Here is a 25196-nt window from a genome sequence, read left to right on the forward strand (position 1 = left end):
CATTAATCATTAACCATTAATCATTAACCATTAATCATTAACCATTAATCATTAACTACGCTTCCCATTTGCTAATTTTCTAATTTTCTAATTTGCTAATTTTCTAATTTTTCACCTACCCATAGGTTTTATTTATATATGTAAATATATGACTTTTAGATTGTTACTACTACCTATGTACTATGTAAATTAAATTTTTGTTCTAACCATTTGGTTAATTCAAAAACTCGTTGTACCTTTGCCCCCGAAAATCAGAAGTAACGATGAAGAAGACAAAAGATATAAGCACCGAAGAACGCATCAAAGCCGCTGCCCGCAAAGTCTTTCATCAGAAAGGTTTTGCAGGCACACGCACTCGCGACATCGCCGAAGAAGCGGGTATCAACCACGCAATGCTCAACTATTATTTTCGTAGTAAAGAAAAGCTCTTTGAAATGGTAATGATGGAAACAATGGCGCAATTCTTTAAAGGAGTAAACCTTATGCTGAACGACGAAAGTACCTCTCTCGATGAGAAAATAGACCTCATCGTCTCTAACTACGTCGATTTACTCCTCAAAGAACCCGAATTACCTACCTTTATACTCAATGAGGTGCGTCCTAACCCGCAAGCATTTGTAGAGCAAAACCCTATTAAAGAGGCACTTACTCACTCTGTGCTCACCCGTCAATATGCCGAAGCTGTAGCCCGTGGCGAAATCACAGAGCCTAACCTAATGCAAGCTATCCTAAATGTCATCGGGTTGGTAATATTTCCTTTCATTGCAAAACCTATCCTAACCTCAATTATCAACATACCCGAAGAACAGTACAAAGTCCTAATGCTCCAGCGTAAAACTCTTATCCCCCAATGGATTAAAGCGATGCTATGGAAATAATAATACGATTTCTCTTAAACAATTGTCTTTGCGGATTGTCCCCCTTCGGGGGAACGGAGGCTAAATAACATTTTTTTTATCTATACCCTAACCAAATGGTTAAACTAATTTATTAACACTATAATACCCCTAAAAGCCTTAATTCATCAGTCTTTTACTCTGTTTTATGGCTTGCCCCCTCTCTTTCGGAGAGGGGGAACGGGGGTGAGGATTGCCACTATGAAACACCTTATCCTAACACTCACCGCATCTATAGCCCTTACTCTCACCACGCAAGCGCAGGCTATCCTTTCTTTGGAGGACTGCTATCGTCTTACTCGTGAGAACTACCCTACCATCAAAAAGCTCGATTTGGTAGCCAAAACCGAAGGCTATACCCTTGCCAATGCCAATCGTGCTTACCTTCCACAGGTCTCTATCCTAGGGCAAGCCACTTACCAGTCGGAAGTAACCGACCTCTCTAAAACCATTGTAGGAGCACTCCCACTGCCTCCTAACGTCTCTTTGCCTACGATTGACAAGGAGCAATACAAGGTCGTGGGCGAGGTAAGCCAACTTCTCTATGGAGGTGGTGCGATTCACAGTCAGAAGGCAGTCGCCAAAGCTCAAAGTGCTGTCCAAGCGCAAGCGGTCGAAACGCAGTTATACACCCTAAAACAACGCGTGAGCAACCTATATTTTGGGGTATTACTCATCAATGCCCAGTTATCGCAAAACCGCCTCAATATCGAAACGCTTGAGTCGCAATTTAAGAAGGCGGAAGTAGCCCTAAAAAACGGTACGATCCTCCCCAGCAATGTAGACGAGTTGAAAGCCGAAATCCTCCGTGTAAGAATGCAAACCACCGAGTACGAAGCCACCCAAACTACATACTTGCAAATGCTGTCTACTTTCATAGGCAAAGAGCTCACCAACGCTTCCCAGCTTACACAGCCTACGCCCCAATCCCAGTCTCAAAGCGTAAGTACCGAGATTTTTCGTCCTGAACTCAAAGGGTTTCAGCTACAGGAATCGTTGCTCAAAGCGCAAGAAAAACAGCTCAACACCGAATTCCTACCCAAGCTCAGTGCGTTTTTCCAAGGCGGTTACGGGCGTCCCACACTCAATATACTCAACAACCAAGCGGACTTCTACTACATCACAGGGCTCCGCTTGCAGTGGAACTTAAGTCCGCTATACAACCTATCGAGCAAGAGACATATTTTGCGCCTCAATCGCGAAAGTATCGCAACCGACCGTCAAGCCTTTTTGCTCAACACAAAACTCGAACTTACCCAGCAGTCCGAGCAACTTAAAAAGCTACAAAAGCTGATAGAACAAGACGAAGCATCGGTAACTTTGCGCCATTCCGTCGCCAAAGCAGCCGAAGTACAATTAGACAACGGGGTTATCACCACTCACGAATACTTGCAGAAAGTCAATGCTTGGCATCTTGCTCAGCAAACCCTTATCCTGCACCAAATACAACTCCTCCAAGCTCAAGAGAATCATCAATTAATTATAGGAAAATGAAAAAGATAGCACTTATTACTACATTGATAGCTTTAATAGCTTGCAATAATAAGAACAAATTCGACGTTTCTGGCAACTTCGAAGCCGACGAAGTCATTGTTTCTGCCCAACAGACGGGGCAACTCATCGACTACGATGTAGAAGAAGGCAAAACTCTTACCGAGGGTCAAAAGATCGGTCAGATAAACGTCGCCCTTCTCAAGATACAGAAAGAACAGGTGGAAGCCACTATTGCCTCACTCAAAGAGAAAACCCAAAACCCTGCCGACCAGGTGGCACTCATTCGTAGTCAACTCGAAGTACAGCGCGCACAACTCGCCCAACAGGAACGTGAACTTACACGTACACAAAACTTAGTGCGTGGTGGGGCTGCTACCCAAAAGCAATTGGACGACCTCTCCGCCCTCATCGACCAGCTTCGCAAGCAGATAGCCGTAACCGAAAACCAACTCAAAGTGAGTCTGACCAATATCAACACGCAGAACCGCAACGTGCTCAGCCAAGAAGCTCCTCTGCAAAAGAATGTCGAAGCCGTTCAAGAACAAATCAATCAGGGTGATATTATCAACCCCATTGCGGGCACTGTGCTTACTAACTACGCCCTCAAAGGGGAAATGCAGACTTTTGGAAAGCCTCTCTATAAGATTGCTAATACCGACGTACTAACCCTAAAAGCCTACATCACCGGTGACCAACTATCCCAAATCAAGTTAGGACAGCAAGTTACCGTGCGCACCGATGCCGGAAAAGGCGAATACCGCACCTATCAAGGCGAAATTATCTGGATATCCCAAGAGAGCGAGTTCACCCCCAAAACGATACAAACCAAATCTGAACGCGCCAACCTTGTATACGCCATCAAGATAAAGGTTAAAAACGACAGCTATCTCAAGATAGGAATGTACGGTGAAGTGCTATTCAATAATTAATTAGTAAGAGATGCTATTTATTGTCCCTAAAGGAGATATTTTATATTCGAAAATGTCTTCTTGAGTATTCAGTATTAAAAATCTTTTGTAAAAGCATACAGTATTCGCAAAAAAATCCCTACATTTGTCCTATAATTTTTAATTTTTGAAGTTATGCCGAAGAATTTGATTAGTATGGAGGTTCCTGCTGAGACCCTCACTAAGCTTCAAGAGAAGCTAAAAGAACTTCGCGAGCTATTGGCTCCGTATTTGGTTACCCTTACGTTGGAAGACCGCAAGAGCCTGCCTAAGATGAGCGACAAAACATTGGCATTTGTTTCCAAAACGGCAGAGTATGTGAAATCTAATCCTAAACTTATCCCCCCGATGATGGAAGCTGAAGAATTAGGTAAGGATTTCACCCTCAACCAATCGTTACAACCTGTGTACAACAGCCTCAAGCAGTTGGTCGACAACCTGTCGGACACACTGATGCTCTCAGGACACGAGGCTTATGCACAGGCGTTGCTCTACTATGCGAGTGTTAAAATGGCTGCCAAACTCGGCGACCAAGATGCCAAATCCATTCAGGAAGATTTGGGCAAACGGTTCGCACTACAAGGCAGACGCTCCAAAGGCACTGACCCTGCCTCTAATGAGTCTACACCCACTCCGTAGGCAACTGACAGATGTGAGCTATAAACTCAGTTTAGTTAGTTTATAGCTCACTTTTTGGATACAAAAATAGCACAAAATATAATCCAAAGTTAATTAATAAAAATTATAAAATATTTAGATTATGGGAATTTTAAAAATTGAAAAAGAAAATAGAGAGGATTCATACAAAGTATACATTACAGATAGCACAGAAAAATTAGTGGCTACTCTTTATTTAAAAAATGAAAAAGGGGAAGTAATACAAACAGCTACTGCTTCTCTTAATATTAAACATAAAGGAGTAGCTATTTATATTGCATTTCCAGATTATAAAGCAGACCCTGAGCTAGAAGTAAAAATTCCTTATTTTAAAAAGAAAATAAAAGCACCTAAAATACCTTCTGGGCACGCAGGAATTTTATTAATAACCAATAGCGGAAAAACAGCCTATTATGAATTTGGAAGATATGCTCATTCTTGGGATAATACAAAAGGTTATGTCAGAAGAGTAGCTGTTCCTGATGTAAAATGGGATGGAAATGGAATAATAGATGTGAATGAATTAAATAAAGTATTCAAAGTTCTTTCTAAAAAATCAGGACAAAATGGAAATATAAAAGGAGCTTATATTGAAACTAATTATATTAACAGAATGTTATCCTATGCTGAAAGAAAGCATATAGAAAGTGTCCCTGATAATATAAATGACCCTACTAAACATAAACAACATTCCAAAGGTTATGAGAATTTAGAAGGTGTAGAATACTCAGAAGATAGAGAGGAATATAGTTTTACAGCTAATAATTGTGGTACTTTTGCCTTAGAAGTAGTGAAAGCTGATGAGAATATTAGTGTTCCTTCATTAGTTATAAATACTTCTCCTAATAATATACAAGATGAATTAATAGAAGAAGGTCATAAAGATGTTTTTTACAATTCAACAACAAATAAAACTACTATAAAATGAAAAGGAGGTTTCGATTATATTTTAGTATTTGGTGTTTATTATCGGTAGTTTTTGCTCCTATAATAATAGGAACATATCTTTTTTATCAGGATTTTTACAACATAAATACCATAGAATTTATTTGTGGAATTATTTTTATCACTGCTTATGTATTATTCCCTTTGTTTTTTATATATCAAATATTCATCAGAGTAAAAAATAATGAGAAAACACTAGACTTTACTATTTCTATAATATCTATTGCAGTTATTCTTATTAGTATTTTATTCTATATAGGCTTATATTGGTTAGTTGATAGAGCTATTAGTAATACTTATAGAAATGCTTAGAAGTTTTAATATTATTTTAGAAGTCCAAAGGTCAAATATCTGAGTCTATAGGCAACAAAAGTTAGTTCAAAACAAACATCTGTTAGTAAAAAGGTAACTAATGCAAGTTCATAGGTAATATCAGTCAGTAAAAAGCTAACACAAAGGAGCTCGAAGGTAACATCAGTCAGTAAAAAGCTAACACGAGTGAGTTCAGAAGTGAATTAGTTTAGTTCAGAACTAACACGAGTGAGCAGTCATTTTATTATTGGGATTGGAAAAACACATATTTATCAATAAATTATGAACGAATTTATCAAAGCATTGCATTATGACAAAAAAGACCCACGCATACCGGAAGAATACGATTTTTTCGGTGCTTTGGTGGGCGAGTGGAATATCGAATGGGTAGACCATCTGGAAGCCGACGAACCCAGACGCGTAAAAGGCGAATGGATTTTCTCTTGGGTGTTGGAAGGTACGGCGATACAAGATGTCTTTATTGTCCCCTCACGCTCGGAGCGTTTGCAAAACAAACAGCCCGATGCCGAGTACGGCACCACGCTACGTATATTCAACCCCCGAAGCTCGACGTGGGATATTTTCTACGGTTGCAGGGGCGAGGCTATCCGTCTGACAGCTCGCAGGGCAGACGATGAGATTATTCTGACAGAAAATACCTCCGAAGAGATGAGATATGTATTCTCCGAGATAACATCTACTTCCTTCAAATGGCGAAAAGAGCTCAAAAACGCATCGGGCAAATGGTACGTGATTGCCAAAGTAATGGCACAGAAAGCAAAAGAGTAATTTAAAACTTTGGTCGGAATTCTATACCCCGATATAAGTTCCAAAATAAAACAAATGATTTTAGAAATTAAATTAGTAACAATTATAAAAAAATATGATACGTAATTATTTTTACCTTGTAGTGGGAGTATTTTGCTTACTCTCTGCCGTTACTCACGAGATAAACGGCTTTGCAACTGTTTTCCCTGCCTTGTCAAACACAAATATTGATGCTGAAAGTAGGGTAACATTCAATTATCTTTGGCATATCATAGCCACCGAAAACGTAGTAATGGGTATCGCTTTAGTGTTGATGGCACTGCGCAAGAACGACAATGCAGGCAAGTTTATAGCTCTCTTTGTAATGGCTTTACTAGTGGTGCGTTGGGCAAGTATCGCTTTTAGTACCTTAACTGCCAATTGGGCTAACTTTACCAAAATACTTCCTGAAAGTGCTATAATGTGGGCGCTTATACTTCTATTGTGGTTAGGTGCAAGAAAAAAAGAACAATAAAAAAGACAAAAATATGAATATCCGAGCCATCACTCCCATATAAGTTCGGAGGCTAAACATTGGAGCTCAGAGGTTGAATTTCGAAGCTAACTTCTCTCACATTTAATGCTAATTATTTTAGATGATGAATAAAAGTATCAACTCGAGAAGAATTCAATCTCTTACTCTGTCATAATCATAATTAAAATATCAAGCAATATGAAACGTTATTATATATGTATTGTCATCTTCTTTGTCTCTGTATGCGGGATAGCACAAACTGTAGACAGTATTAGGAATATACGAGAATTTGACGAGTTCGAAAAATATACCCACTTGGCAAAAGACAGTCTTGCCATTCAAAACATTGTAGAGCATCAGAAGTTTCGTTATTCGGCACGACACTTTATCGTAGAGAAAGGAGAGAAGGGAGAAGCTGAGGTTACGCATAGACTTTTAATGTGGTCGCTTTCGTCGGTATTATGGCAGAATAAAATATCGGTTCGCAACCCACAAGCAGATTATTGCCTGACGAATCTTTATGTGTATACCAATACGGAACTTTTTTTCGATCACATCATCAACGTGTATGTATTATCTCCGTTCTCGTCTGTCAATAAGTCGTTAATGAAGTTTGTACACTCTCTAAAGGATAAAGATTATATAGTATTCGACCCCATAATGAAAATGTCGCACGTTTGTTATATGTTTTGGTACGAAGAAAAACTCATAATGATACTTGTTCCCTGTCGTATAATCTCTTTTGCAAAAGATGTAGACGATAAGATTGTAGAAGTGGCAAAAGAAGCGTTGGAGCGTTATTATAAATAAGCATTTTTGTCATTAGGACAACAAATTATTAATAAATTAAGGTAGATAATAGATCCAAAAAAAACAATGATGAAAAAACGTCTTTTATACCTAAGTATCGCGTTTTTATGCTCAGCCATACTCGCACCCATCATAGTAGTAACACGCCCACTATACCCCAGTTACTACCATTCAACCCTTGGGATAATTCTATCCAAAGCCGTTTTTATCACAACTTATATCATATTTCCGCTATTTTTTATCTATTTGATAATAGCCGAAACCAACCTTAATTTTATGTACCAACACAGCCTTAGAAAGAGGCTACACAAGCGAACAACCAGCTTCAACCTATCACTCATCACTTTAGCACTCGTGCTCCTGAGCCTTTTCTGTCGTCTCTTTTTCTAAGATTAGTAACACACAAAAAAGACAAAATATGAACATCAGAGCCATTACCCCCAATGAATACCTACTTTTAGACGATTTTCTGTATGATGCTATCTTCATCCCCGAAGGCGTAACACCCCCCGATAGAAGCATCACACAGCTCCCCGAGCTGCAAAAATACATCGCTCATTTCGGTACACAGAAAGACGATTATTGTTTGGTAGCCGAAGTAGATGGTGCTCTTGTAGGGGCAGTTTGGGCACGTATCATCGACGATTACGGACACGTAGATGACGATACTCCCTCGTTTTCCATATCGGTAAAAGCTCCTTATCGCCAAAGGGGGATAGGCACAGCCCTAATGCAAGCGATGCTCACCCTGCTCAAAAACGAAGGTTACAAGCAGGTATCGCTGTCTGTACAAAAAGCCAATTATGCCCGCAAGATGTACTTAAAGTTAGGTTTTGAGATAGTCAAAACTAACGAAGAAGATGAGATAATGGTTTACAAGCTGTAACACTCTAAATATTTGCAAGATGAAGTTAAAACTAATAGAAAGAATAAAGCTCACCAAAGAACTCGTAGACGGAGAACACTTTTTCTCTGTGGGCTATTGCGAAGCAATCGAAACCCATTTGATGAAAGTATTTGTAAGTTGGGTAGCAGGCTATGAACGCTATTACCGCATAAGTGCCGACGATTACGCATTGTTCGAAGAAGACCGCCCTGCATTCTACGAATTGTACAAAAACGAGCTCGGTGAGGATAACGAATGCTTTACTCAGAAGTTTATGGGGTCGCAAGCTCTACGCGATTACGATGGTCGTAAGAACTTTCAGATGTGTTATTCCTCAAAGGAAATAAACCCTTCTGGGCCTTATGCTTATTGCAACGGAGTACTATATATTCAAATCCTCTGGGACAAAGGCACGGTATATGTCCCTCCTTTCCAAAAAGTAAAAACCGCCAACGGCGAGTGGGACTATCCCTTGCGAAAAGATTGTTACATAGAAAAAGACCCCGAAGGCAAAGACCTCTGCTTTTGCCTCAAAAGCAATCTCATAAACTAACCTGCAAACAGCAGCATTATAATAGTAAAAAAGATGAACGCACTAAAACAAGTAATAAAAGAATTAAATTTTACAGAAGACTTTCAGAAATTGATTCTTCATCAAATTAAGATACCTATCTTAGATACTTATAATCCTGTTTGGGAATATTGGTATCCTCACCCGCCTTGTTTAATACCTTTGTTCTTAGGTACAGGAGCAGAATATACCGGCTTGTTACACCATTTTTTCTGCGACAGAAAACAAATATTTGTAGATGAGTCACTGGAATGGAGTTATTTTAGCGAGAGGGCAAGCAATGAAAAACAATTTGTTACTCTGATGATTTTGGATATGTTAGAAATTGAAGAAGAGCTTACTGAGGAAATTGAACAATTTTGCAAAGACATTCATTACAGTGAAGATGATTTACAAAAGATAGTTACTTATTGGGACGAATACGGTTATGGCAAGGAACACACAAGTCCACTGGTATATTTTACCGATAAGGAAACTATAATACCTTTCGGTGATATAGAAAGAAGTGGATATGAAGGAGACTTTCCTGCCTCTATGAATCATATCGATACAGCGCTGTGTTATAATGCTTGTAACTTTGAAATAGAGGATATAAATCGTATAACAGACCTTAAAAATATACCCAATTGGCTTAGAGAAGATACCGATAAAAAAGCATTGTTCTATAATTATCTATCCCAAAACAAGCTAAAAGAAGCGTGGTTTACCCTAAACAGCAAGGGTTGGAAGCTGAAAGATGTAGCCGAAGCACTTATGCAATTAAGGGATAAAACAAATGATAAACTGTTTCACCAGATAGCCGATTACTGGGTTTACACGTATGAACTCTCGGATTGTGATGAAACAGAGGAATATTAAGAGCTAACTTTATTAGCATATTAAGTATATGACAAGTATAAAGAATCTCCCCCGCTGACGCGAACCTGTGACTTGTGCCTATTAAGAACAGAGCTTGTAGCTCATACTCTTAGCACATTTTTTGTAGCTTACTAACAAATACAACCCTATGTTAAAGAAATACGACAAAGTAATAGCAACGGTTTTCGTCCTGCTTACCATAGTTTTTATAGTAGTCTTTCTCACTAATGACTCTTTTTTTGAGTGGATTTTTGTGCGACATCACAATATATTGAGCTGGTATGTCCGTCCACTCTTTATCGTGCCTATGGTGTATTTTGCTTTGAGAAAATCGTATGCAGGAGTGTCATTGAGTATCTTTTGTCTATTTACTAGTATGTTTTGGTTCCCCACTCCACAACAAACCGACCCTAAGGTACTCGGTTTCTTAGCCTACGAAATGGACTATCTCAAAGGCACGTGGGACACAAAAAAAATACTTTTCTCACTAAGTGTACCGCTCTTTTTCTATCTGCTGATAGTCTCAGCGTGGAAGAGAAAATGGCACTTATTGCTCTACACCGTAGTGTTAGCAGCGCTTTTAAAACTGTTATGGAGCGTGGTGAGCAGTGGTGCAAGCGGTTGGTCAGTAGCCAAACCCGCTCTTGTAGGACTGGTAATATGCGTAGTATTTATTTTGATAACAAGAAGAAAAGAGAAAAAATAAGGGAGAATCAGTGTCCATTTGCCTTTGAAAAGAGGTTAATTACCACCACCCCAGCGATGATAAGCAGGGAACCCAGTACAAAAGGCAGGTCTATTTTATTCTTAAAAACAAGAATACTCACAATGGCTGTCAGTACAATCCCTACCCCCGACCAGATAGCGTAGGCTACCCCCAGCGGAATATTCTTGAGGGCTAAGGATAAAAAATAAAAACAAATGCCATAAGACAACAGTGAGCCTACGGCAAATAACCACTTGGAAAATCCTTCCGATTTACCTAAAAGAGCAGTAGCTAAGACCTCTAAAACAATCGCTAAAGTGAGATATAAGTAATGCATATAAGTATAGTATCTAAATTCGTAGCAAAAGTACAACCTTTTTTAACAATAGAAAACAAAACAGCCTGTGTGGCTCACACCTAATTAATAAAATGACAAGCATAAGTATACATAACCTCAGCAAGTCCTATGGCGATACCCGTGCCGTGCAACACCTTTCCTTAGAAGTTAAAAAAGGCGAACTCTTTGGGCTCATAGGTCCCGATGGGGCGGGCAAAACCACTGTCTTTCGTATGCTCACCACACTCCTATTGCCTGATGAAGGCACTGCAACCATTGAGGGCTGGGATATCGTTAAGGATTATAAGGAAATCCGCAAGCACGTGGGCTATATGCCTGGGCGCTTCTCTCTGTACCAAGATCTCACTGTCGAGGAGAACCTCACCTTCTTCGCCACCGTTTTTGGTACAACTATCGTCGAGAATTACGACCTTATCAAAGATATTTATGAGCAGATAAAGCCGTTCAGCAACCGTCGTGCGGGCAAGCTCTCAGGGGGAATGAAGCAGAAGTTAGCCCTATGTTGCGCTCTCATTCACAAACCCAAAGTCCTTTTGTTAGACGAGCCCACCACGGGGGTAGATGTGGTTTCGCGCAAAGAGTTCTGGGAAATGCTGAAGAAACTAAAGGAGCAAGGCATCAGCATACTCGTTTCCACCCCTTATATGGACGAAGCCAGCCTGTGCGACCGTATTGCCTTATTCCAAAATGGCAAGGTACTATCCACCAGCACCCCCGAGCAAATCATCGCCCAGTACCCTACGGCACTCTATGCTATCAAGGCTCCCGACCTGTACGCACTGCTGAAGCACCTGCGTGAGCATCCCAACATTGATAGCTGTTACCCCTTTGGCGAGTACCTACACATTACTCTCAAGGAAAACACCAACATCCCCATATTCGAGCAACAGCTGAAAAACACCTTCCCCCACCTCGAATGGAAAGCCATTACCCCTACCATCGAGGACAGTTTTATAAGATTAATGGAAGCAAATTGAAACAATATTTATCACCTTTCCGGATTGTCCCCCTTCGGGGAAGTCTGCAACAGCAGAGTATGTGTGGGGGTAATTTGCTAATTTTTACATTTGCTAATTTAATAAGATGTACGCAATACACTGTCATAACCTAACAAAGCAATTCGGCGATTTCAAAGCCGTGAACAACATTTCCCTAACTGTTGAAAAAGGTGAAATCTTCGGTTTTCTCGGTGCCAATGGTGCGGGGAAAACCACCGCTATACGCATCTTCTGCGGACTTTCGTACCCTACCTCGGGCGAGGCTACCGTAGCAGGTTTCGATGTCTATCGAGAGCAAGAGCAGATAAAAAAACACATCGGCTATATGAGTCAGAAGTTTTCGCTGTATGACAACCTCACCGTGCAGGAAAACATCACCTTTTATGGAGGCGTCTATGGCTTGAGTCGCAAGGAAATCAAAACCTGCAGTACCGACCTTATCACCAAGCTCGGCTTGGAGGCTGAAGCCAACAAACTCGTAGGGTCGCTACCCCTGGGCTGGAAGCAGAAGCTCGCCTTTTCGGTGGCTATCTTCCACCGTCCCGAAATCGTATTCCTCGACGAGCCCACCGGTGGCGTAGACCCCATAACGCGCCGTCAGTTCTGGGATATGATATACGAAGCCTCGGCACAGGGCATCACCGTATTCGTCACCACTCACTATATGGACGAAGCCGAATATTGCCACCGCATCAGCATAATGGTAGACGGCAAAGTGGAAGCAATGGATACGCCCACCCGCCTTAAATCACAGTTTAACACTCATTCAATGGACGAGGTGTTCTACCAACTCGCCCGTAAAGCAAAACGTAATGAATAACCCCCGTAGGGGCGAATGGCAATTCGCCCACCTATTAATATGAAACAGCTCATCGCCTTTATACGCAAGGAATTCTATCACGTATTCCGCGACCGTCGTACGCTACTGATACTCTTTGGTATCCCTATAGCGCAGATTATTCTTTTCGGTCAAGCCCTCAGCAGCGAGGTCAAGAACATCGGTATCGCTGTATTAGATGAGGCAAACAACACCTATAGCCAAGAAATCACACACCGCTTGCAGGCAAGTCCGTATTTTAAGTTAAAAGAGCCTCTGTTCCGTTATGATCAAGTAGAAGACCAATTCAAGCGTGGTACCATAAAAACTGCGCTCATCTTCCCTCCCGATTTCGGTAAAGACCTCTACACCCCCAGTGGCACCTCGCTACAACTCATCACCGATGGGAGTGATCCCAATACGGCTAAAACAGTGCAGAACTACCTTTCGGCTATGGTAGCGAGCTATCAGCAAGAGCTGAACCCTGCTGTACAACTACCCTACCAGATAACTGTTGAAAACCGAATGCTGTACAACGAGGAGCAAAATGGCTCTATGAACTTCGTACCTGGGGTGATTGCACTCGTCTTTATGATAGTGAGTACTGCCCTCACCTCGGTAGCGGTGGTGCGCGAAAAAGAGTTAGGCACTATGGAAATCCTTTTGGTATCGCCTTTCAAACCTATAATGATACTCATTGCCAAAGCCGTGCCTTACCTTATTCTCTCGCTCATCAACTTTACCGTGATACTCCTGCTATCGGTCTATATGCTCGATGTCCCGATACGTGGCAATCTGCTGTTGCTTTACGCCGAGAGCACCTTGTTTATCATCATCTGTTTGTCGTTGGGGCTACTCATATCCACCGTTACTGCTTCACAGCAAACGGCTATGCTCATCGCTATGATGGGGATGATGCTCCCTACGGCTTTCTTTACCGGCTTTATGTTCCCTATAGAGAATATGCCTCTTATCTTTCAGGGGATATCCAAAGTCTTCCCCTCAAGTTACTACTACGCTATCGTGAAGAAAGTAATGCTCAAGGGATTAGATTTCACTTACGTATGGAAAGAAACGCTGATATTAATAGCAATGGCGGTAATTTTCTTAAGCCTTGCAATGAAGAAGTTTAAGATTAGATTACAATAAAGAAGAAATGAAAGTATTAAGCTTTATACTACAAAAAGAATTTAAGCAGATATTCCGAGATAAAATGATCTTGGCAATGATGTTCATAGCACCTATCTTCCAACTGATTATATTGCCCTTAGTTGCCAATTTTGATGTGAAGAACATTAACCTCGTTTATATCGACCACGACCAGAGTACCTATTCCCACCAACTGATACAGAAGATTACTTCCTCAGGGTACTTTAAACTCGTAGAGGCTCCTTTCTCTTACAAAGAAGGCATCGCCCTGATAGAAGACGGCAAAGCTGATGTAGTTTTAGAAGTCCCCGAAGGTTTTGAGCGCAACCTCGTACGCGAAGGAAAGCAGATACTCGGTCTCTCTATCGATGCAATTAATGGGAGCAAGTCGTCTTTAGGAGGGGCGTATTTGCTTACGGTGATACGTGACTTCAACACTCAGCTCGATGTAAATGTAAAAACACCTCAGCGCATAGGTAATGTAGCCAAAATCGGGGTGGAGAGTACCCATTGGTACAACCCCTATATGCAATATACACGCTACATTGTTCCAGGTATTTTAGCTATATTACTCACCATTATCGGGGGTTTTCTTTCAGCTCTTAATGTAGTCAAAGAAAAGGAAATCGGCACTATCGAGCAGATTAATGTTACCCCTATTAAGAAGTGGCAGTTTATATTAGGAAAGCTCATACCCTTTTTGGTAGTAGGGTTAATCCTCTTCACCTTGGGGCTTACGGTGATGTATGTAGTCTATGGCATCTTCCCAGCAGGAAATCTACTCACCTTGTATGCCTTTGCCACAATGTATCTCATTGCGATTCTCGGCTTCGGACTTCTGGTCTCCACCTATGCCGATTCGCAGTTGCAAGCTATGTTTATCGCCTATTTCTTTATAATGATATTCCTACTGATGAGTGGTTTCCTCACCAGTGTAGACAGTATGCCCGCTTGGAGTCAACAGGTGAGTAATGCTATTCCGGTAACCCATTTTGTGAATGCTGTCCGCTTAATTGTGCTCAAAGGCAGTAGTTTTGCACAATTACACATAGAGTTTTTGTATCTTGTAGGATTCGCTGTGCTACTCAATAGTTGGGCTATTTGGAATTATAAGAAGACAAGCTAACATAATCCGTCATATAACCTCATATAATACAAGAGTTCCATCAAGAGTACTAATCTCATTGTACTCAATGATGGAACTTATCATTTTAATATTTTAGGAGAACAGATTAGTCTCTTCTCGACATAAGTATTCTCAATATATACCAGAAAAGTAGCATAATAGAAGAGAACAACTGTAAAGCTGCCCCTACGTATTGGTCTGTGCTATATACATTTTTGATATTATAAGTTTCATATAGTATACCACCTGCTGCCAAAGCAACCATTGCTACTGAAAACCAAAGTCCTAAATCGAAACCAAAGATAGCTCCTGCCACAATAAGTCCTAAGGCTACAAAACCTCCTATTACCAATATGCTACGCAAGAACGAAAAGTCTACACGGGTAAGGAATACCACCGCTGTAAGTCCGCCAAACAAAGCAAGTGTAATAATACCAGCTTGCGAAAGGATAGCCGTACCATCAGTAAAGTACATCGCCAAAAAGATTATTGGCATAAAGATAACAGCTTCAAGTAACACATAAAGCCCTAAGCCCATATATTGGGTATTCTTATCTTGTGCTTGCGTCCATTTGCTGGCAAGGATTGAGCCTAACCAAAAGCCTCCCAAAATCAATAGCCATACCCATTTGCCACTTACCATAGAGATGATAAGGCTTTCTGGTACTACATTTAGCAAAATAGCTTCTACAGCTATAAATGCCAAAAGTGCCATTGCTACGTGTGAGTAAGTTTTGCGGTAAAAGGTAGCTTGTGCCTCATTAGTAGCATAGCTTACTATTTGAGGTGATTGATAGTTAGTGTTGTAGCTGTCGTAATTTGAATTATATCCCATATGTTTAATTAAAAATGTTTGTGTTCATATATCAAAAACTTTGCCAAAAAGTCTATTGGCAGAGGTTGCTGTAGCTTCTTGGCAAAGTTATCAAGTGGGTAAATACTACTATAAAGTATTTACGTTGTTAAGGTCTTCAAACGCTTTTTTCAAACGAGTAACAAATGTCTTTTCGCCTTCACGAAGCCATACACGTGGGTCGTAGTATTTCTTGTTAGGTGCTTCGGGACCTTCTGGGTTACCTATTTGTCCTTGCAAGTAAGCCGATTTAGCTTTCATATAGTCGCGAACACCTTCAGTGAAAGCGTATTGCAAGTCAGTATCAATATTCATTTTGATTACACCATAAGAAATAGCCTCGCGGATTTCTTCGAGGGTAGAGCCTGAACCTCCGTGGAATACGAGGTCAAGTGCGTTGTGAGGCAAATTGTATTTCTTTGAAACGTAGTCTTGTGAATTTCTTAAAATTTTTGGTGTCAATTTCACATTGCCAGGTTTGTACACCCCGTGAACGTTACCAAAAGCAGCTGCAATGGTGAATTGTGAGCTAATTTTAGAAAGTTCTTCGTAAGCGTAAGCTACGTCTTCTGGTTGTGTGAAGAGCCTGCTACTATCTACGTGTGAGTTGTCTACCCCGTCTTCTTCACCACCGGTCATACCGAGTTCTATTTCCAAAGTCATATCCATTTTGCTCATACGTTCAAGATAACGTTTGCAAATTTCGATATTTTCTTTGATAGGTTCTTCCGATAGGTCAATCATATGTGAGCTGAACAATGGTTTACCTGTTTCTTTGAAGTGTTTTTCTGATGCTTCAAGCATACCGTCAAGCCAAGGAAGTAATTTTTTAGCGCAGTGGTCAGTGTGCAAAATGATAGATGCTCCGTAGGCTTCTGCCAATTGGTGAACGTGTTTAGCACCTGCTACCGCTCCGAGAACTGAAGCGCGTTGGTTGTCGTTATTCAATCCTTTACCAGCCATAAACTGAGCACCACCGTTAGAAAATTGGATAATCATTGGGGCATTTACAGCTACTGAAGTTTCTAATGCAGCGTTGATAGAGTTTGAACTGATAACGTTGGCTGCAGGAAGAGCAAAGCCTTTTTCTTTAGCGTATTTAAATACTTCTTGTACTTCTTTTCCAAGAATTACGCCTTTTTTAATGTTATGTGCCATTCTTTAATATAATTAATTTTAGTTTTCAGAATTACTCATTATGTCATAATTGACGGCAAAGATACGATTTTCTCATATATCTTCAAAATAAATCTTATATTTTTTAGTTCAAATAACCAAAATTACTTCGTGTTTTTCACCACTTATCTTCGACTTATATTTGGTTTAAATGTTCCCTTTCTTCGTTCATTGTTCGTCTTTTCTCTATCTGCCCGTGCGGCTCGCACTATCTGCCCGTGTGGCTCGCACTGTGCTACGACTGCCTGTGCGACTCGTACCTTTAACGCTTCATTTTTCACTAAATTGCTTCCCCATACTTATCAAAATACTTCACAGAGATTTTTTTCCCGTCAAAGCTAATATTTTCAAGCTCTCTCGCTATCTCACAGCCTTTGCCTACAATGATGATTCTGAAGTTTTCTAATAGAAAATAGCTATTAGCAACTCGCTGTACGTCTTCTTTGGTTACTGCATTGATGTTCGCAAGATAGTTCTTGTAAAAATCTTCGGGTAGGTTGTGCACTTTTATATTGATAGCGTAATTGGCAATCGTCTGCGGACGCTCGGTGGCCAGTACAAACTGACCTAAGTACTGTGCTTTGGCTTGTGCCAACTTTTCTTCACTCACTACACTAGTTTGTATGCGCTTCACTTCTTTGAGTATCTCCCTAATAGCAGGTGCTGTTACGGCATTCCCTACTTTGGTCTTGATGCTAAAATTGCCTTTTGTCCATTTATCCGTTTTGAAAGTAGAAAAAGCTCCATAAGTATAGCCGTGTTCTTCCCGCAAATTCATATTGATATAACTGCCAAAATCTCCACCTAAAATACTGTTAGCTACCAACAGAGGAAAGTAATCAGGGTGCGACATTTTTAGGTCGATGAGGTTCGTAACCCTTATTTCCGATTGTACCGCGCTGGGTAAGTCTATAAAGTTGATTTGTGTTTCACTTACATTCTCAGGGATATATAAGGCAGGAGCTTCTTCTGAAAAAGGTTGCCAATCAGCGAAATGTTCGTTTACCAAAGTAATTACCTCTTCGGGGTTTACATCACCTGTAACAACCAAATAGGCGTTGTTAGGTACAAAACGTTTGCGGTAATAGTTAGTTACATCGTCTAAGGTGAGGGCAGCGATGTGAGCTTCGGTAATGTATTCGCCGTAAGGGTGAGCCGTACTGTAGCGCAAGGTTTGTTGTACGCGCTTCATAATCACTTCGGCATTACTCTCATTGGCACGAATACTTTGGATAATGCGCGCTTTTTCTTTTTCCATATCCTCTCCGGTGAAGTTAGGGTGCAGGGCAGCATCGGCAATGAGAGCCAACACACGCGGGAAATACTTAGAGAGTACTTGGGCATAAACGCCATTAGAAGCGATAGAGAGAGTCGCTGCGAGATAGTCTATTTCCTCATTAAAATCGTCTTTACTGATAGAGGTAGAGCCATTCCCCGCCATTAGCGAAATAAGGTCAGAAATCCCTTTCTTTTCTTTTTCTAATTCCGGACATTCGTCTAACGAAAGACGAATTCCCACTTGAGGAAGTTTATGGTTCTCCACAATAAGGAGAGTGAGCCCGTTCGGGAGGGTATGAGTAACAGGTGTCCCTAAATTAATGATAGGAGCAGCTCCTGGGGTAGGTTGTATAGAGCGGTCTATATGTGTCATTTTTGTTTACTTATAGATTTGAAGGTAAATAATTGAGGTCTAAACGTTGGTTTTTGTCCAAATACTTGCGTGCAGCCTCTCTGATATCCTCTCGGGTAATAGTGCGATAGTGGTCTATAGCCTTGTTAATAAGATTAGTGTCTTTGTAGAAAGTATAGTTGTCTGCCAAAGAGAGTACAATTCCTTCCATATGGCTATTTTGAGCCACAAAGTTAGCCTCTATCTGGTTTTGTAACTTTTCATATTCTCGCTCACTGATGAGTTCGGTTTGTAGTCTTGTAATTTCTTCGTCCATTTCTTGTGCCAAAGTTTCCAAACTCACACCGTCCATAGGGAGAGCTCCCATTATATAAACGCCATAATCTTCTTGAGCGTCCGAAAAAGCCAATACCTGCAAAGCTGTTTGATGCTCGTCTATCATCTTTTTGTAGAGGCGAGCGCTCTTTCCGTCAGTGAGAATGTTAGAAAGCAAGTCGATAGTAAACGAATCTTTGTCTGTCATTGCAGGAGTGCGATAGGCATATAGTTTCAGTGGGATTTGTATATTAGGGTCGTATTCGGTTACCTCAATAGTTTCAGTGATAGGAGCTTCTTCTATTTTGTTGCGTTGTATAGCATCACCCGTATTAGGAATAGTCGCAAAGTATTGTTCTATCCATTCTTTGGTCGGTATCGTATCGAAATCGCCTGCCACCACCAGTACAGCGTTGTTAGGGTTGTAGAACTTCTTCTTAAATGCGATGAACTCCTCTAAGCTTGCAGCGTCTAAATGTTCCACTTTTCCAATTACTGTTCCCGAATAAGGGTGTTTTTTAAAAAGGTACGGATTAATAGCTGAGCGGTACATTATTCTGCCGTAAGGTGTATTGTCTATACGTTGGTTTTTCTCTTCTTTTACCACTGAATTTTGAGTCCTTACTCCAATCTCATTAATAACAGGGTGCAACATACGTTCAGCTTCCATCCACAAGCCTAATTGCAGGTTGTTAGAAGGGAAGACTTCATAATAATAAGTTTTATCCTGCGTAGTAAAAGCATTGTTATGTCCGCCATTTGCCGATACAATATCAAACCATTTGCCACGTGCTATATGCTGAGAGCCTTCAAAAAGGAGATGCTCAAAGAAGTGGGCAAAGCCAGTGCGGGTAGGGTCTTCGTCTTTGGCGCCTACGTGATACATTACTCCTATGGTAACCACAGGAGCTGAGTTATCTCGGTGAAGAATCACGTGTAGTCCATTAGAGAGGTCGTATTCTTCAAAAATGAGAGATTGAGCCATAGTTAATTAGTCGATTTGTCAATGAGATAATTAGCAAAAAAACTTTGCTAAAGTCTGTATGGCTTTAGCAAAGTTGTTCAATATGAAAAAAGTATTTGTTATAAATTCGCGTTGATAAGTTCTTTTACCTTAGCATCTGATGGTCTAGGTGCACTAATACTAATGATTTTACCATTCTTTACTAACATAAAACGAGGAATACCGCTTAGGTCGTAGTTATCTATGAAATCGCGGTTCATACTTAGGTTAGTATATAGTTGGATACCACTTAGCTTCTCACGTTGTACAGCAGCTTTCCAAGCCTCTTTGTCTTGGTCTACTGAAATACTTACAAAAGTAACGGGTTTGCTTTTGTATGCTTCTTGCAAAGCTTTCATACTTGGTATTTCTTTCATACAAGGCTTGCACCAAGTTGCCCAAACGTCGATGTAAAGCAATTTGTCTTTAAGACTTTCATAAGATACTGGTTTACCATTCAAATCTTCAGCTGTAAAAGGAGGAAAATCTGTGCCAGGTTTTAGTCTTTCAAGTACCGCTATACGTCTGTCTAACTCTTTTAAGGCAGCAGTGTCTTTCACGTTTTCTTTGATACTTTTGATGAGTTCAGCATTTTCTTCAGGAGTGTTAGCTACTGAAACTCCACTGATAAAATAACGAGTAAGGTCTGCTTTGATGTTTTTAGATTTCAGATCTTTTACGTGTGCGATGAGTTTACCCCAAGGGTTTTCGTCGTTTTCGTTATCTTGAAACTTATCGAATAGTTTATTAGTAACTAATTCTTTGTAAGCTCTGTAGGTATTATAATCTTCAGCGATATCATAATCTATCTTAGCTAGCTCATCAGCAAACTCTTTAGGAAGTGCTACCTCTTCTTGAGTGAGTTTTTGGTGTGCATTTTGGTAAATAGATTTTAGATAAAGCATTTCGTAGTTAATAGCCTTTTCCTCTTTTTTAACGAAGTCTTTAGAGAGGTTCTTGGTGTTTTTCAAAAGGTCAGTATACTTTTTGCTATACTCATTTACGGCTGTTTTAAATTCTGCAGGTGCTTTAACTAAAAGTTGTTGCATACCACCACTTTTCTGAATTTCCATTGTAAGGTCAGCTTTTTTGTGCAAATAAGCATTTGCAAGCGTATCTTTGCCCGAGAATTTTATTTCTAAAGGCATCTTAGTGAGGTCGATATTAACCCCAAGTTCGTCACCTTGCTCTAAATACAACGGAATTTCTATTCCCTGAGGATTGAAAATAGTATAGTAATTAGAAGGTACGCGAAGCGTGTCTTGAAAAGTACCATCGGGTTTGATATGCAATGGCTGGTCTACTTCACCACCTATTATCTTCAGCTCCAAAGGAATCCCATTAGTGCCTTCTACTTTTCCTGAAAGCACTATATAATCAGCTCGTTTACTACAAGCTACAAAGCCTATTGCGGCTAACGACAAAATAAATAGTCTTTTCATCATCATTTGTAAAATATAATTAGGAGGCAAAGGTAAGAATATTTTTTTGTAAACAAGCACTTTCTTTCTATTTTTTTTTCTATTGTAATTTATGCAAAATAAATCTTTCTAACTAAAAACTGAGAATGACAACCTCATTTATATAAAATTACTATTCTTTAAGATGTTGAATATTAAACTTATAAATACTCTTTGTATAACAATCGTCCAAGGTTTGTATAAGCTAAGGATAGGGCAGAGGTAAGCATAATTTTTTTCTTTCTTACACTGTTTTCAATTTTTTAACGTACATTTGCGCCGTTTTTTAAAACAATACAAATATAAATATGCAAATAGAAGTATTAAAATCTAAAATTCACCGCGTTAAGGTTACAGGAGCCGATTTAGATTATATCGGAAGCATTACCATTGACGAAGATTTGTTGGAGGCAGCTCGAATGATTGAGGGAGAAAAGGTGTCGATTGTAGATGTTAATAATGGCGAACGCTTCGAAACTTATATTATTAAAGGAAAGAGAAAATCAGGTGCTATTGTACTGAATGGCCCTGCTGCTCGTAAAGTGCAAAAAGGTGATATCATCATCATCATATCCTACGCTTTAATGGATTTTGAAGAAGCTAAAACTTTTAAGCCTTCTATTATCTTCCCTGATGAAACAACCAATCTAATCGAATGAAAAAGTTCTTAAAGATAGCCCTTCCGATATTTGTAGGCGTTTTCTTGTGTTGGTATGCTTATCGCCAATTTAACGAAGAACAGTTTGTCCAAATAAAACACACATTTCTAAACGCCGATTACTTCTATATCATTTTGGCTGTATTTTTAGGATTTTTAAGCGATCTTTCTCGAGCCATACGTTGGCATTTGTTGCTAAAACCTTTGGGTTACCGCACAGCTTTCTTACATAGAGCAATGGCTGTGTTCATTGGTTATTTGGTGAATGTAACCATACCGCGTTCAGGCGAGGTCTCTCGTGCCTTAGTAGTAAGCAATTACGACGGAGTCCCTTTCGAGAAATCATTAGGCACTATCATCTCCGAACGAATTATCGACCTACTTTTGCTTTTTCTATTCACTATGCTCGCTTTCATTCTCCAATTCGAGGTTATAAGCAACTTTCTTCTCTCCAAAATCCCTTTTCAAAAACTAATGTGGTTAATGGGTATAGGAGGTTTTTCGTTTATAGTTTTTTTGTATTTCATTTACACTTCCGATAAACCTTTTTTTATCAAGGTAAAAGTCTTTTTAAACGGAATAAAGGAAGGAATCCTATCAGTCGTAAAAATAAAACATAGAACGCTATTTCTTTTTCATACTCTTTTTATTTGGGCAATGTACTTTTTGATGTTCTATATTCCGTTTTTTGCCCTACCCGAAACTGCACATATCAGTTTGCCCAATGTGCTTACAGCCTTTGTGGTGGGTAGTTTTGCAATGACCTTTACCAATGCAGGCTTTGGTTCTTATCCCTTTTTTATTGCCGAAGTACTATTTTTGTTTGGAGTAGCTACTCCTGTGGGTACAGCCTTTGGTTGGATTGTATGGACGTCACAATTTGCTATGACGCTCTTATTGGGTAGCCTTTCATTCTTTTTTCTTCCCTTGTTGAAGAAGCATAATCCGTAGATTTTTCTTATTAAGGTAAAAAAACAAGGTTATCAAAAGCTATTTTGATAACCTTGTTTATATTTTATGCTTGTTCTTAATTTTCTAAATACAAATCAATAAGTCCTTCTGGAGTTTTTACAATAATTTTCTTGTGGGTTCTATCTATCTTCTCAATAAACTCATCAGCCATAGGAATAAGTATCTCATTTCCGTTCTCATTCTCAATTTCAAATAACGCTTGAGAAGTACTGTCGTTTATTCCAACTATTTTCCCTACTACTCCGTAGTGCACATCTTCCACCTGAAACCCTATCACTTCGTGGTAATAAAACTTATTCCCCGATAGTTTAGGCAATACCGTAAGAGGTAAATAAACTTTGTGTTTCAATAGAGCTTCTGCATCAGCCTCAGTTTCTATCTCTTCAAACTTTACGCGCAATAAATCTGACTTGTGTAAAGTGCTCTTTTCAATAAAAAAAGGAACCAGATTATTGCCTAAGGCAATAAATACTGATTCCATTTCTTCATACATTTCAGGGTCGTCGGAATCTAACTTGATTAGCACCTCGCCCTTAAAACTAAACTTCGACACAATTGTTCCTATATAAAAACAATCTTTTAAAGTCATAGGGTTATGCCTCAGTTTCGTTATTTTCTTCCGCAGGAGCTTCAGCTTCGGTAGCTTCTGTAACCTCTTCGGTTGCTTCAGCTGTTGCTTCGGTAGCTTTAGCTACAGCAGCGTTCTTGCGTTTCTCATTAGCTTCTTTTTCAGCGTCCAAAGCCTTTGCTTTTGCTTCAGCTTTCTCTTTAGCTAATTTTTGCTCTTTTGTAGATACTTTGTTAGCTTTCTCTTCTATCCAAGCATTGAACTTAGCCTCTGCTTGTTCTTCGGTCAAAGCTCCTTTGGCAACTCCACCAAGCAAGTGGTATTTAAGCAATACCCCTTTATAAGAAAGAATACGACGTGCTGTGTCACTAGGTTGTGCTCCGTTTTTCAACCATTTTACAGCTGCATCTACATCTATTTCAATCTGAGCAGGATTGCTAATAGGATTGTAAGTTCCTAACTTTTCAAGGAATTTACCATCTCTTTTTGCACGTGAATTAGCAGCTACAATCCAATAGAAAGGCTTGCCTTTTTTTCCGTGACGTTGTAATCTAATTTTTACTGGCATAAAAAATTTAATTAGTGAGGTTCACGACCTCGTTATTAATTCAGGCGCAAAAGTAATAAATTTTTTCATATTCACAACGTTCTTACATAAAAAAGTTTTACTTTTGCATTCTGAATTCGTAATAGTAGCTCTCTATTACCTTTGAACAAACTATGAAAATATCATTTAAAAACGACTATTCCGAAGGGGCTCACCCTTCTATTTTAAACCAAATGTTAGAAAGCAACCTCGAACAACAACAAGGATATGGTTGCGATACTTATACTACTAAAGCAAAAGCTCTTATTGCCGAAAAACTAAATAATCCTCAAAGTAAAATATATTTCGTAAGCGGAGGTACACAAGCCAATCTCTTAGCATTAGGAGCAATGTTACGTCCTTATGAAAGCGTTATTACCTGCGAAACCTCTCATATTTGCGATAGCGAAACAGGTGCTATCGAGGCTACCGGACATAAAATACACCTAACCCCTGCAATAGATGGCAAAATACAACTTGATGATATTCGTGAAGTAGCAACTTGTTACACCAATTTTCCTCATCAAGTAGTGCCCCGATTAGTATACATTTCCAATGCCACCGAATTAGGCTCTATCTATACGCTTCAAGAATTAAAAGATTTGTACCATCTGTGTCAAGAACTGAACCTCTTACTCTATATCGATGGAGCGCGTTTAGCTCACGCTCTCAATGCTTCTGGCAATGATATTACTTGGGAAGATTTAGCTCGTTATACCGATGCTTTCTATATAGGAGCTACTAAAAATGGGGCAATAATGGGAGAAGCAATTGTTTTAAACAACCCTGAACTTCAATTGGGCTTTGAGTACCATATCAAACAAAAAGGGGCTTTACTTGCCAAAGGAAGGTTTCTCGGCATACAGTTCTTGGAGCTTTTCCAAAATAATTTATTTAATGAATTAGCTCTTCACGCAAATGCTCAAGCTAAACGTATTCAAGACGCTTTTATAGAAAAAGGAGTACACTTCTTGTCGCATACTCCTACTAATCAGGTGTTCCCTATTCTCACTAATGAGCAAGTAGCTCTTCTCCAAAGGCAATTCGATTTTTATATATGGAAGAAAGTCGATGAAACCCATACTGCCATACGTCTTATCACTTCTTGGGCTACTAAACCAGAAAATGTAGATATTCTCATTAATGCTATTAAAAAACTATAG

General features: G+C 39.7%; 27 protein-coding genes. 19 read left to right on the forward strand and 8 right to left on the reverse strand.

Translation table 11 applies throughout. From position 1 onward, the window contains the following. Positions 1-263: 263 nt before the first annotated feature. The 12 genes from HMPREF1528_RS07160 (at position 264) to HMPREF1528_RS07220 (ending at position 10364) form a co-directional block, all read left to right on the forward strand. A complete protein-coding gene (locus HMPREF1528_RS07160; RefSeq protein ID WP_016479217.1) occupies positions 264-878 on the forward strand; it encodes a TetR/AcrR family transcriptional regulator in 615 nt (204 codons plus the stop codon). Positions 879-1097: 219 nt separating this feature from the next. Beyond that, entirely contained in the window at positions 1098-2390 is a 1293-nt protein-coding gene (locus HMPREF1528_RS07165; protein ID WP_016479218.1) for a TolC family protein, read from the forward strand. After that, entirely contained in the window at positions 2387-3319 is a 933-nt protein-coding gene (locus tag HMPREF1528_RS07170) for an HlyD family secretion protein (protein ID WP_016479219.1), read from the forward strand. The genes HMPREF1528_RS07165 and HMPREF1528_RS07170 overlap by 4 nt, the downstream gene beginning before the upstream one ends. Positions 3320-3472: 153 nt before the next feature. Next, complete coding sequence (locus HMPREF1528_RS07175) at positions 3473-3976, forward strand: hypothetical protein (RefSeq protein ID WP_016479220.1); 504 nt, start codon at positions 3473-3475, stop codon at positions 3974-3976. A gap of 121 nt (positions 3977-4097) precedes the next feature. Then, on the forward strand, positions 4098-4922 hold the full coding sequence (locus HMPREF1528_RS07180) for a hypothetical protein (protein ID WP_016479221.1): 825 nt from the start codon (positions 4098-4100) through the stop codon (positions 4920-4922). A gap of 611 nt (positions 4923-5533) precedes the next feature. Continuing rightward, positions 5534-6040 (forward strand): hypothetical protein, encoded by a 507-nt coding sequence (locus HMPREF1528_RS07190; protein ID WP_016479223.1) that lies wholly within the window; start codon positions 5534-5536, stop codon positions 6038-6040. A 94-nt stretch (positions 6041-6134) separates the two neighbouring features. Then, positions 6135-6533 (forward strand): hypothetical protein, encoded by a 399-nt coding sequence (locus HMPREF1528_RS07195; protein ID WP_002672913.1) that lies wholly within the window; start codon positions 6135-6137, stop codon positions 6531-6533. A 198-nt stretch (positions 6534-6731) separates the two neighbouring features. After that, positions 6732-7343: a hypothetical protein gene (locus HMPREF1528_RS07200; RefSeq protein WP_016479224.1), complete on the forward strand. Its 612-nt coding sequence runs from the start codon at positions 6732-6734 to the stop codon at positions 7341-7343. A gap of 418 nt (positions 7344-7761) precedes the next feature. Then, positions 7762-8229, forward strand: a complete 468-nt coding sequence (locus tag HMPREF1528_RS07205; protein ID WP_016479225.1) for a GNAT family N-acetyltransferase — start codon at positions 7762-7764, stop codon at positions 8227-8229. A 19-nt stretch (positions 8230-8248) separates the two neighbouring features. Next, positions 8249-8782, forward strand: a complete 534-nt coding sequence (locus HMPREF1528_RS07210; RefSeq protein WP_016479226.1) for a hypothetical protein — start codon at positions 8249-8251, stop codon at positions 8780-8782. A gap of 33 nt (positions 8783-8815) precedes the next feature. Beyond that, positions 8816-9658 (forward strand): hypothetical protein, encoded by an 843-nt coding sequence (locus tag HMPREF1528_RS07215; RefSeq protein ID WP_016479227.1) that lies wholly within the window; start codon positions 8816-8818, stop codon positions 9656-9658. 148 nt (positions 9659-9806) lie between these two features. Next, entirely contained in the window at positions 9807-10364 is a 558-nt protein-coding gene (locus HMPREF1528_RS07220) for a hypothetical protein (RefSeq protein WP_016479228.1), read from the forward strand. Positions 10365-10371: 7 nt separating this feature from the next. On the opposite strand, the gene HMPREF1528_RS07225 is transcribed toward HMPREF1528_RS07220, so the two are convergent. Next, a complete protein-coding gene (locus tag HMPREF1528_RS07225; protein ID WP_009744566.1) occupies positions 10372-10701 on the reverse strand; it encodes a DMT family transporter in 330 nt (109 codons plus the stop codon). Positions 10702-10793: 92 nt separating this feature from the next. Here HMPREF1528_RS07225 and HMPREF1528_RS07230 point away from each other — a divergent pair, with 92 nt between their 5' ends. From HMPREF1528_RS07230 to HMPREF1528_RS07245, 4 genes are all read left to right on the forward strand, one after another. After that, positions 10794-11699: an ABC transporter ATP-binding protein gene (locus tag HMPREF1528_RS07230; protein WP_016479229.1), complete on the forward strand. Its 906-nt coding sequence runs from the start codon at positions 10794-10796 to the stop codon at positions 11697-11699. A gap of 106 nt (positions 11700-11805) precedes the next feature. After that, the gene (locus HMPREF1528_RS07235) at positions 11806-12540 is read left to right on the forward strand and encodes an ABC transporter ATP-binding protein (RefSeq protein ID WP_016479230.1); all 735 of its coding nucleotides are present in this window, start codon (positions 11806-11808) and stop codon (positions 12538-12540) included. Positions 12541-12555: 15 nt separating this feature from the next. After that, on the forward strand, positions 12556-13686 hold the full coding sequence (locus HMPREF1528_RS07240) for an ABC transporter permease (protein WP_016479231.1): 1131 nt from the start codon (positions 12556-12558) through the stop codon (positions 13684-13686). Between the two features lie 7 nt (positions 13687-13693). After that, positions 13694-14812 carry an ABC transporter permease gene (locus HMPREF1528_RS07245; RefSeq protein WP_016479232.1) on the forward strand — a complete coding sequence of 373 codons (1119 nt, stop codon included), beginning with the start codon at positions 13694-13696 and terminating at the stop codon, positions 14810-14812. A 106-nt stretch (positions 14813-14918) separates the two neighbouring features. Here HMPREF1528_RS07245 and HMPREF1528_RS07250 read toward each other — a convergent pair whose 3' ends face one another. The 5 genes from HMPREF1528_RS07250 to HMPREF1528_RS07270 form a co-directional block, all read right to left on the reverse strand. Next, positions 14919-15647 (reverse strand): Bax inhibitor-1 family protein, encoded by a 729-nt coding sequence (locus HMPREF1528_RS07250; protein WP_009410716.1) that lies wholly within the window; start codon positions 15645-15647, stop codon positions 14919-14921. Positions 15648-15755: 108 nt separating this feature from the next. Continuing rightward, positions 15756-16823: a class II fructose-bisphosphate aldolase gene (gene fbaA / locus HMPREF1528_RS07255; protein ID WP_016479233.1), complete on the reverse strand. Its 1068-nt coding sequence runs from the start codon at positions 16821-16823 to the stop codon at positions 15756-15758. Positions 16824-17121: 298 nt separating this feature from the next. Beyond that, entirely contained in the window at positions 17122-18492 is a 1371-nt protein-coding gene (locus HMPREF1528_RS07260) for a M16 family metallopeptidase (protein WP_016479234.1), read from the reverse strand. Positions 18493-18502: 10 nt separating this feature from the next. Continuing rightward, entirely contained in the window at positions 18503-19771 is a 1269-nt protein-coding gene (locus tag HMPREF1528_RS07265) for a M16 family metallopeptidase (RefSeq protein WP_016479235.1), read from the reverse strand. 98 nt (positions 19772-19869) lie between these two features. Next, positions 19870-21237 carry a TlpA family protein disulfide reductase gene (locus HMPREF1528_RS07270; protein ID WP_016479236.1) on the reverse strand — a complete coding sequence of 456 codons (1368 nt, stop codon included), beginning with the start codon at positions 21235-21237 and terminating at the stop codon, positions 19870-19872. Positions 21238-21557: 320 nt separating this feature from the next. On the opposite strand from HMPREF1528_RS07270, the gene panD reads away from it, so the two are divergent. Beyond that, positions 21558-21908 (forward strand): aspartate 1-decarboxylase, encoded by a 351-nt coding sequence (gene panD / locus HMPREF1528_RS07275; protein WP_016479237.1) that lies wholly within the window; start codon positions 21558-21560, stop codon positions 21906-21908. Then, on the forward strand, positions 21905-22858 hold the full coding sequence (locus HMPREF1528_RS07280) for a YbhN family protein (RefSeq protein ID WP_016479238.1): 954 nt from the start codon (positions 21905-21907) through the stop codon (positions 22856-22858). The genes panD and HMPREF1528_RS07280 overlap by 4 nt, the downstream gene beginning before the upstream one ends. A 76-nt stretch (positions 22859-22934) precedes the next feature. Here the strand turns inward: HMPREF1528_RS07280 and rimM are convergent, their stop codons facing one another. Together rimM and HMPREF1528_RS07290 are read right to left on the reverse strand one after the other, a co-directional pair. Further along, positions 22935-23468, reverse strand: a complete 534-nt coding sequence (rimM, locus tag HMPREF1528_RS07285; RefSeq protein WP_016479239.1) for a ribosome maturation factor RimM — start codon at positions 23466-23468, stop codon at positions 22935-22937. 4 nt (positions 23469-23472) lie between these two features. After that, positions 23473-24015 (reverse strand): 30S ribosomal protein S16, encoded by a 543-nt coding sequence (locus HMPREF1528_RS07290; RefSeq protein WP_016479240.1) that lies wholly within the window; start codon positions 24013-24015, stop codon positions 23473-23475. A gap of 152 nt (positions 24016-24167) precedes the next feature. On the opposite strand from HMPREF1528_RS07290, the gene HMPREF1528_RS07295 reads away from it, so the two are divergent. Next, a complete protein-coding gene (locus HMPREF1528_RS07295; protein WP_016479241.1) occupies positions 24168-25196 on the forward strand; it encodes a threonine aldolase family protein in 1029 nt (342 codons plus the stop codon).

Source organism: Capnocytophaga sp. oral taxon 336 str. F0502 (assembly GCF_000411575.1).
GTDB classification, from domain to species: domain Bacteria; phylum Bacteroidota; class Bacteroidia; order Flavobacteriales; family Flavobacteriaceae; genus Capnocytophaga; species Capnocytophaga ochracea.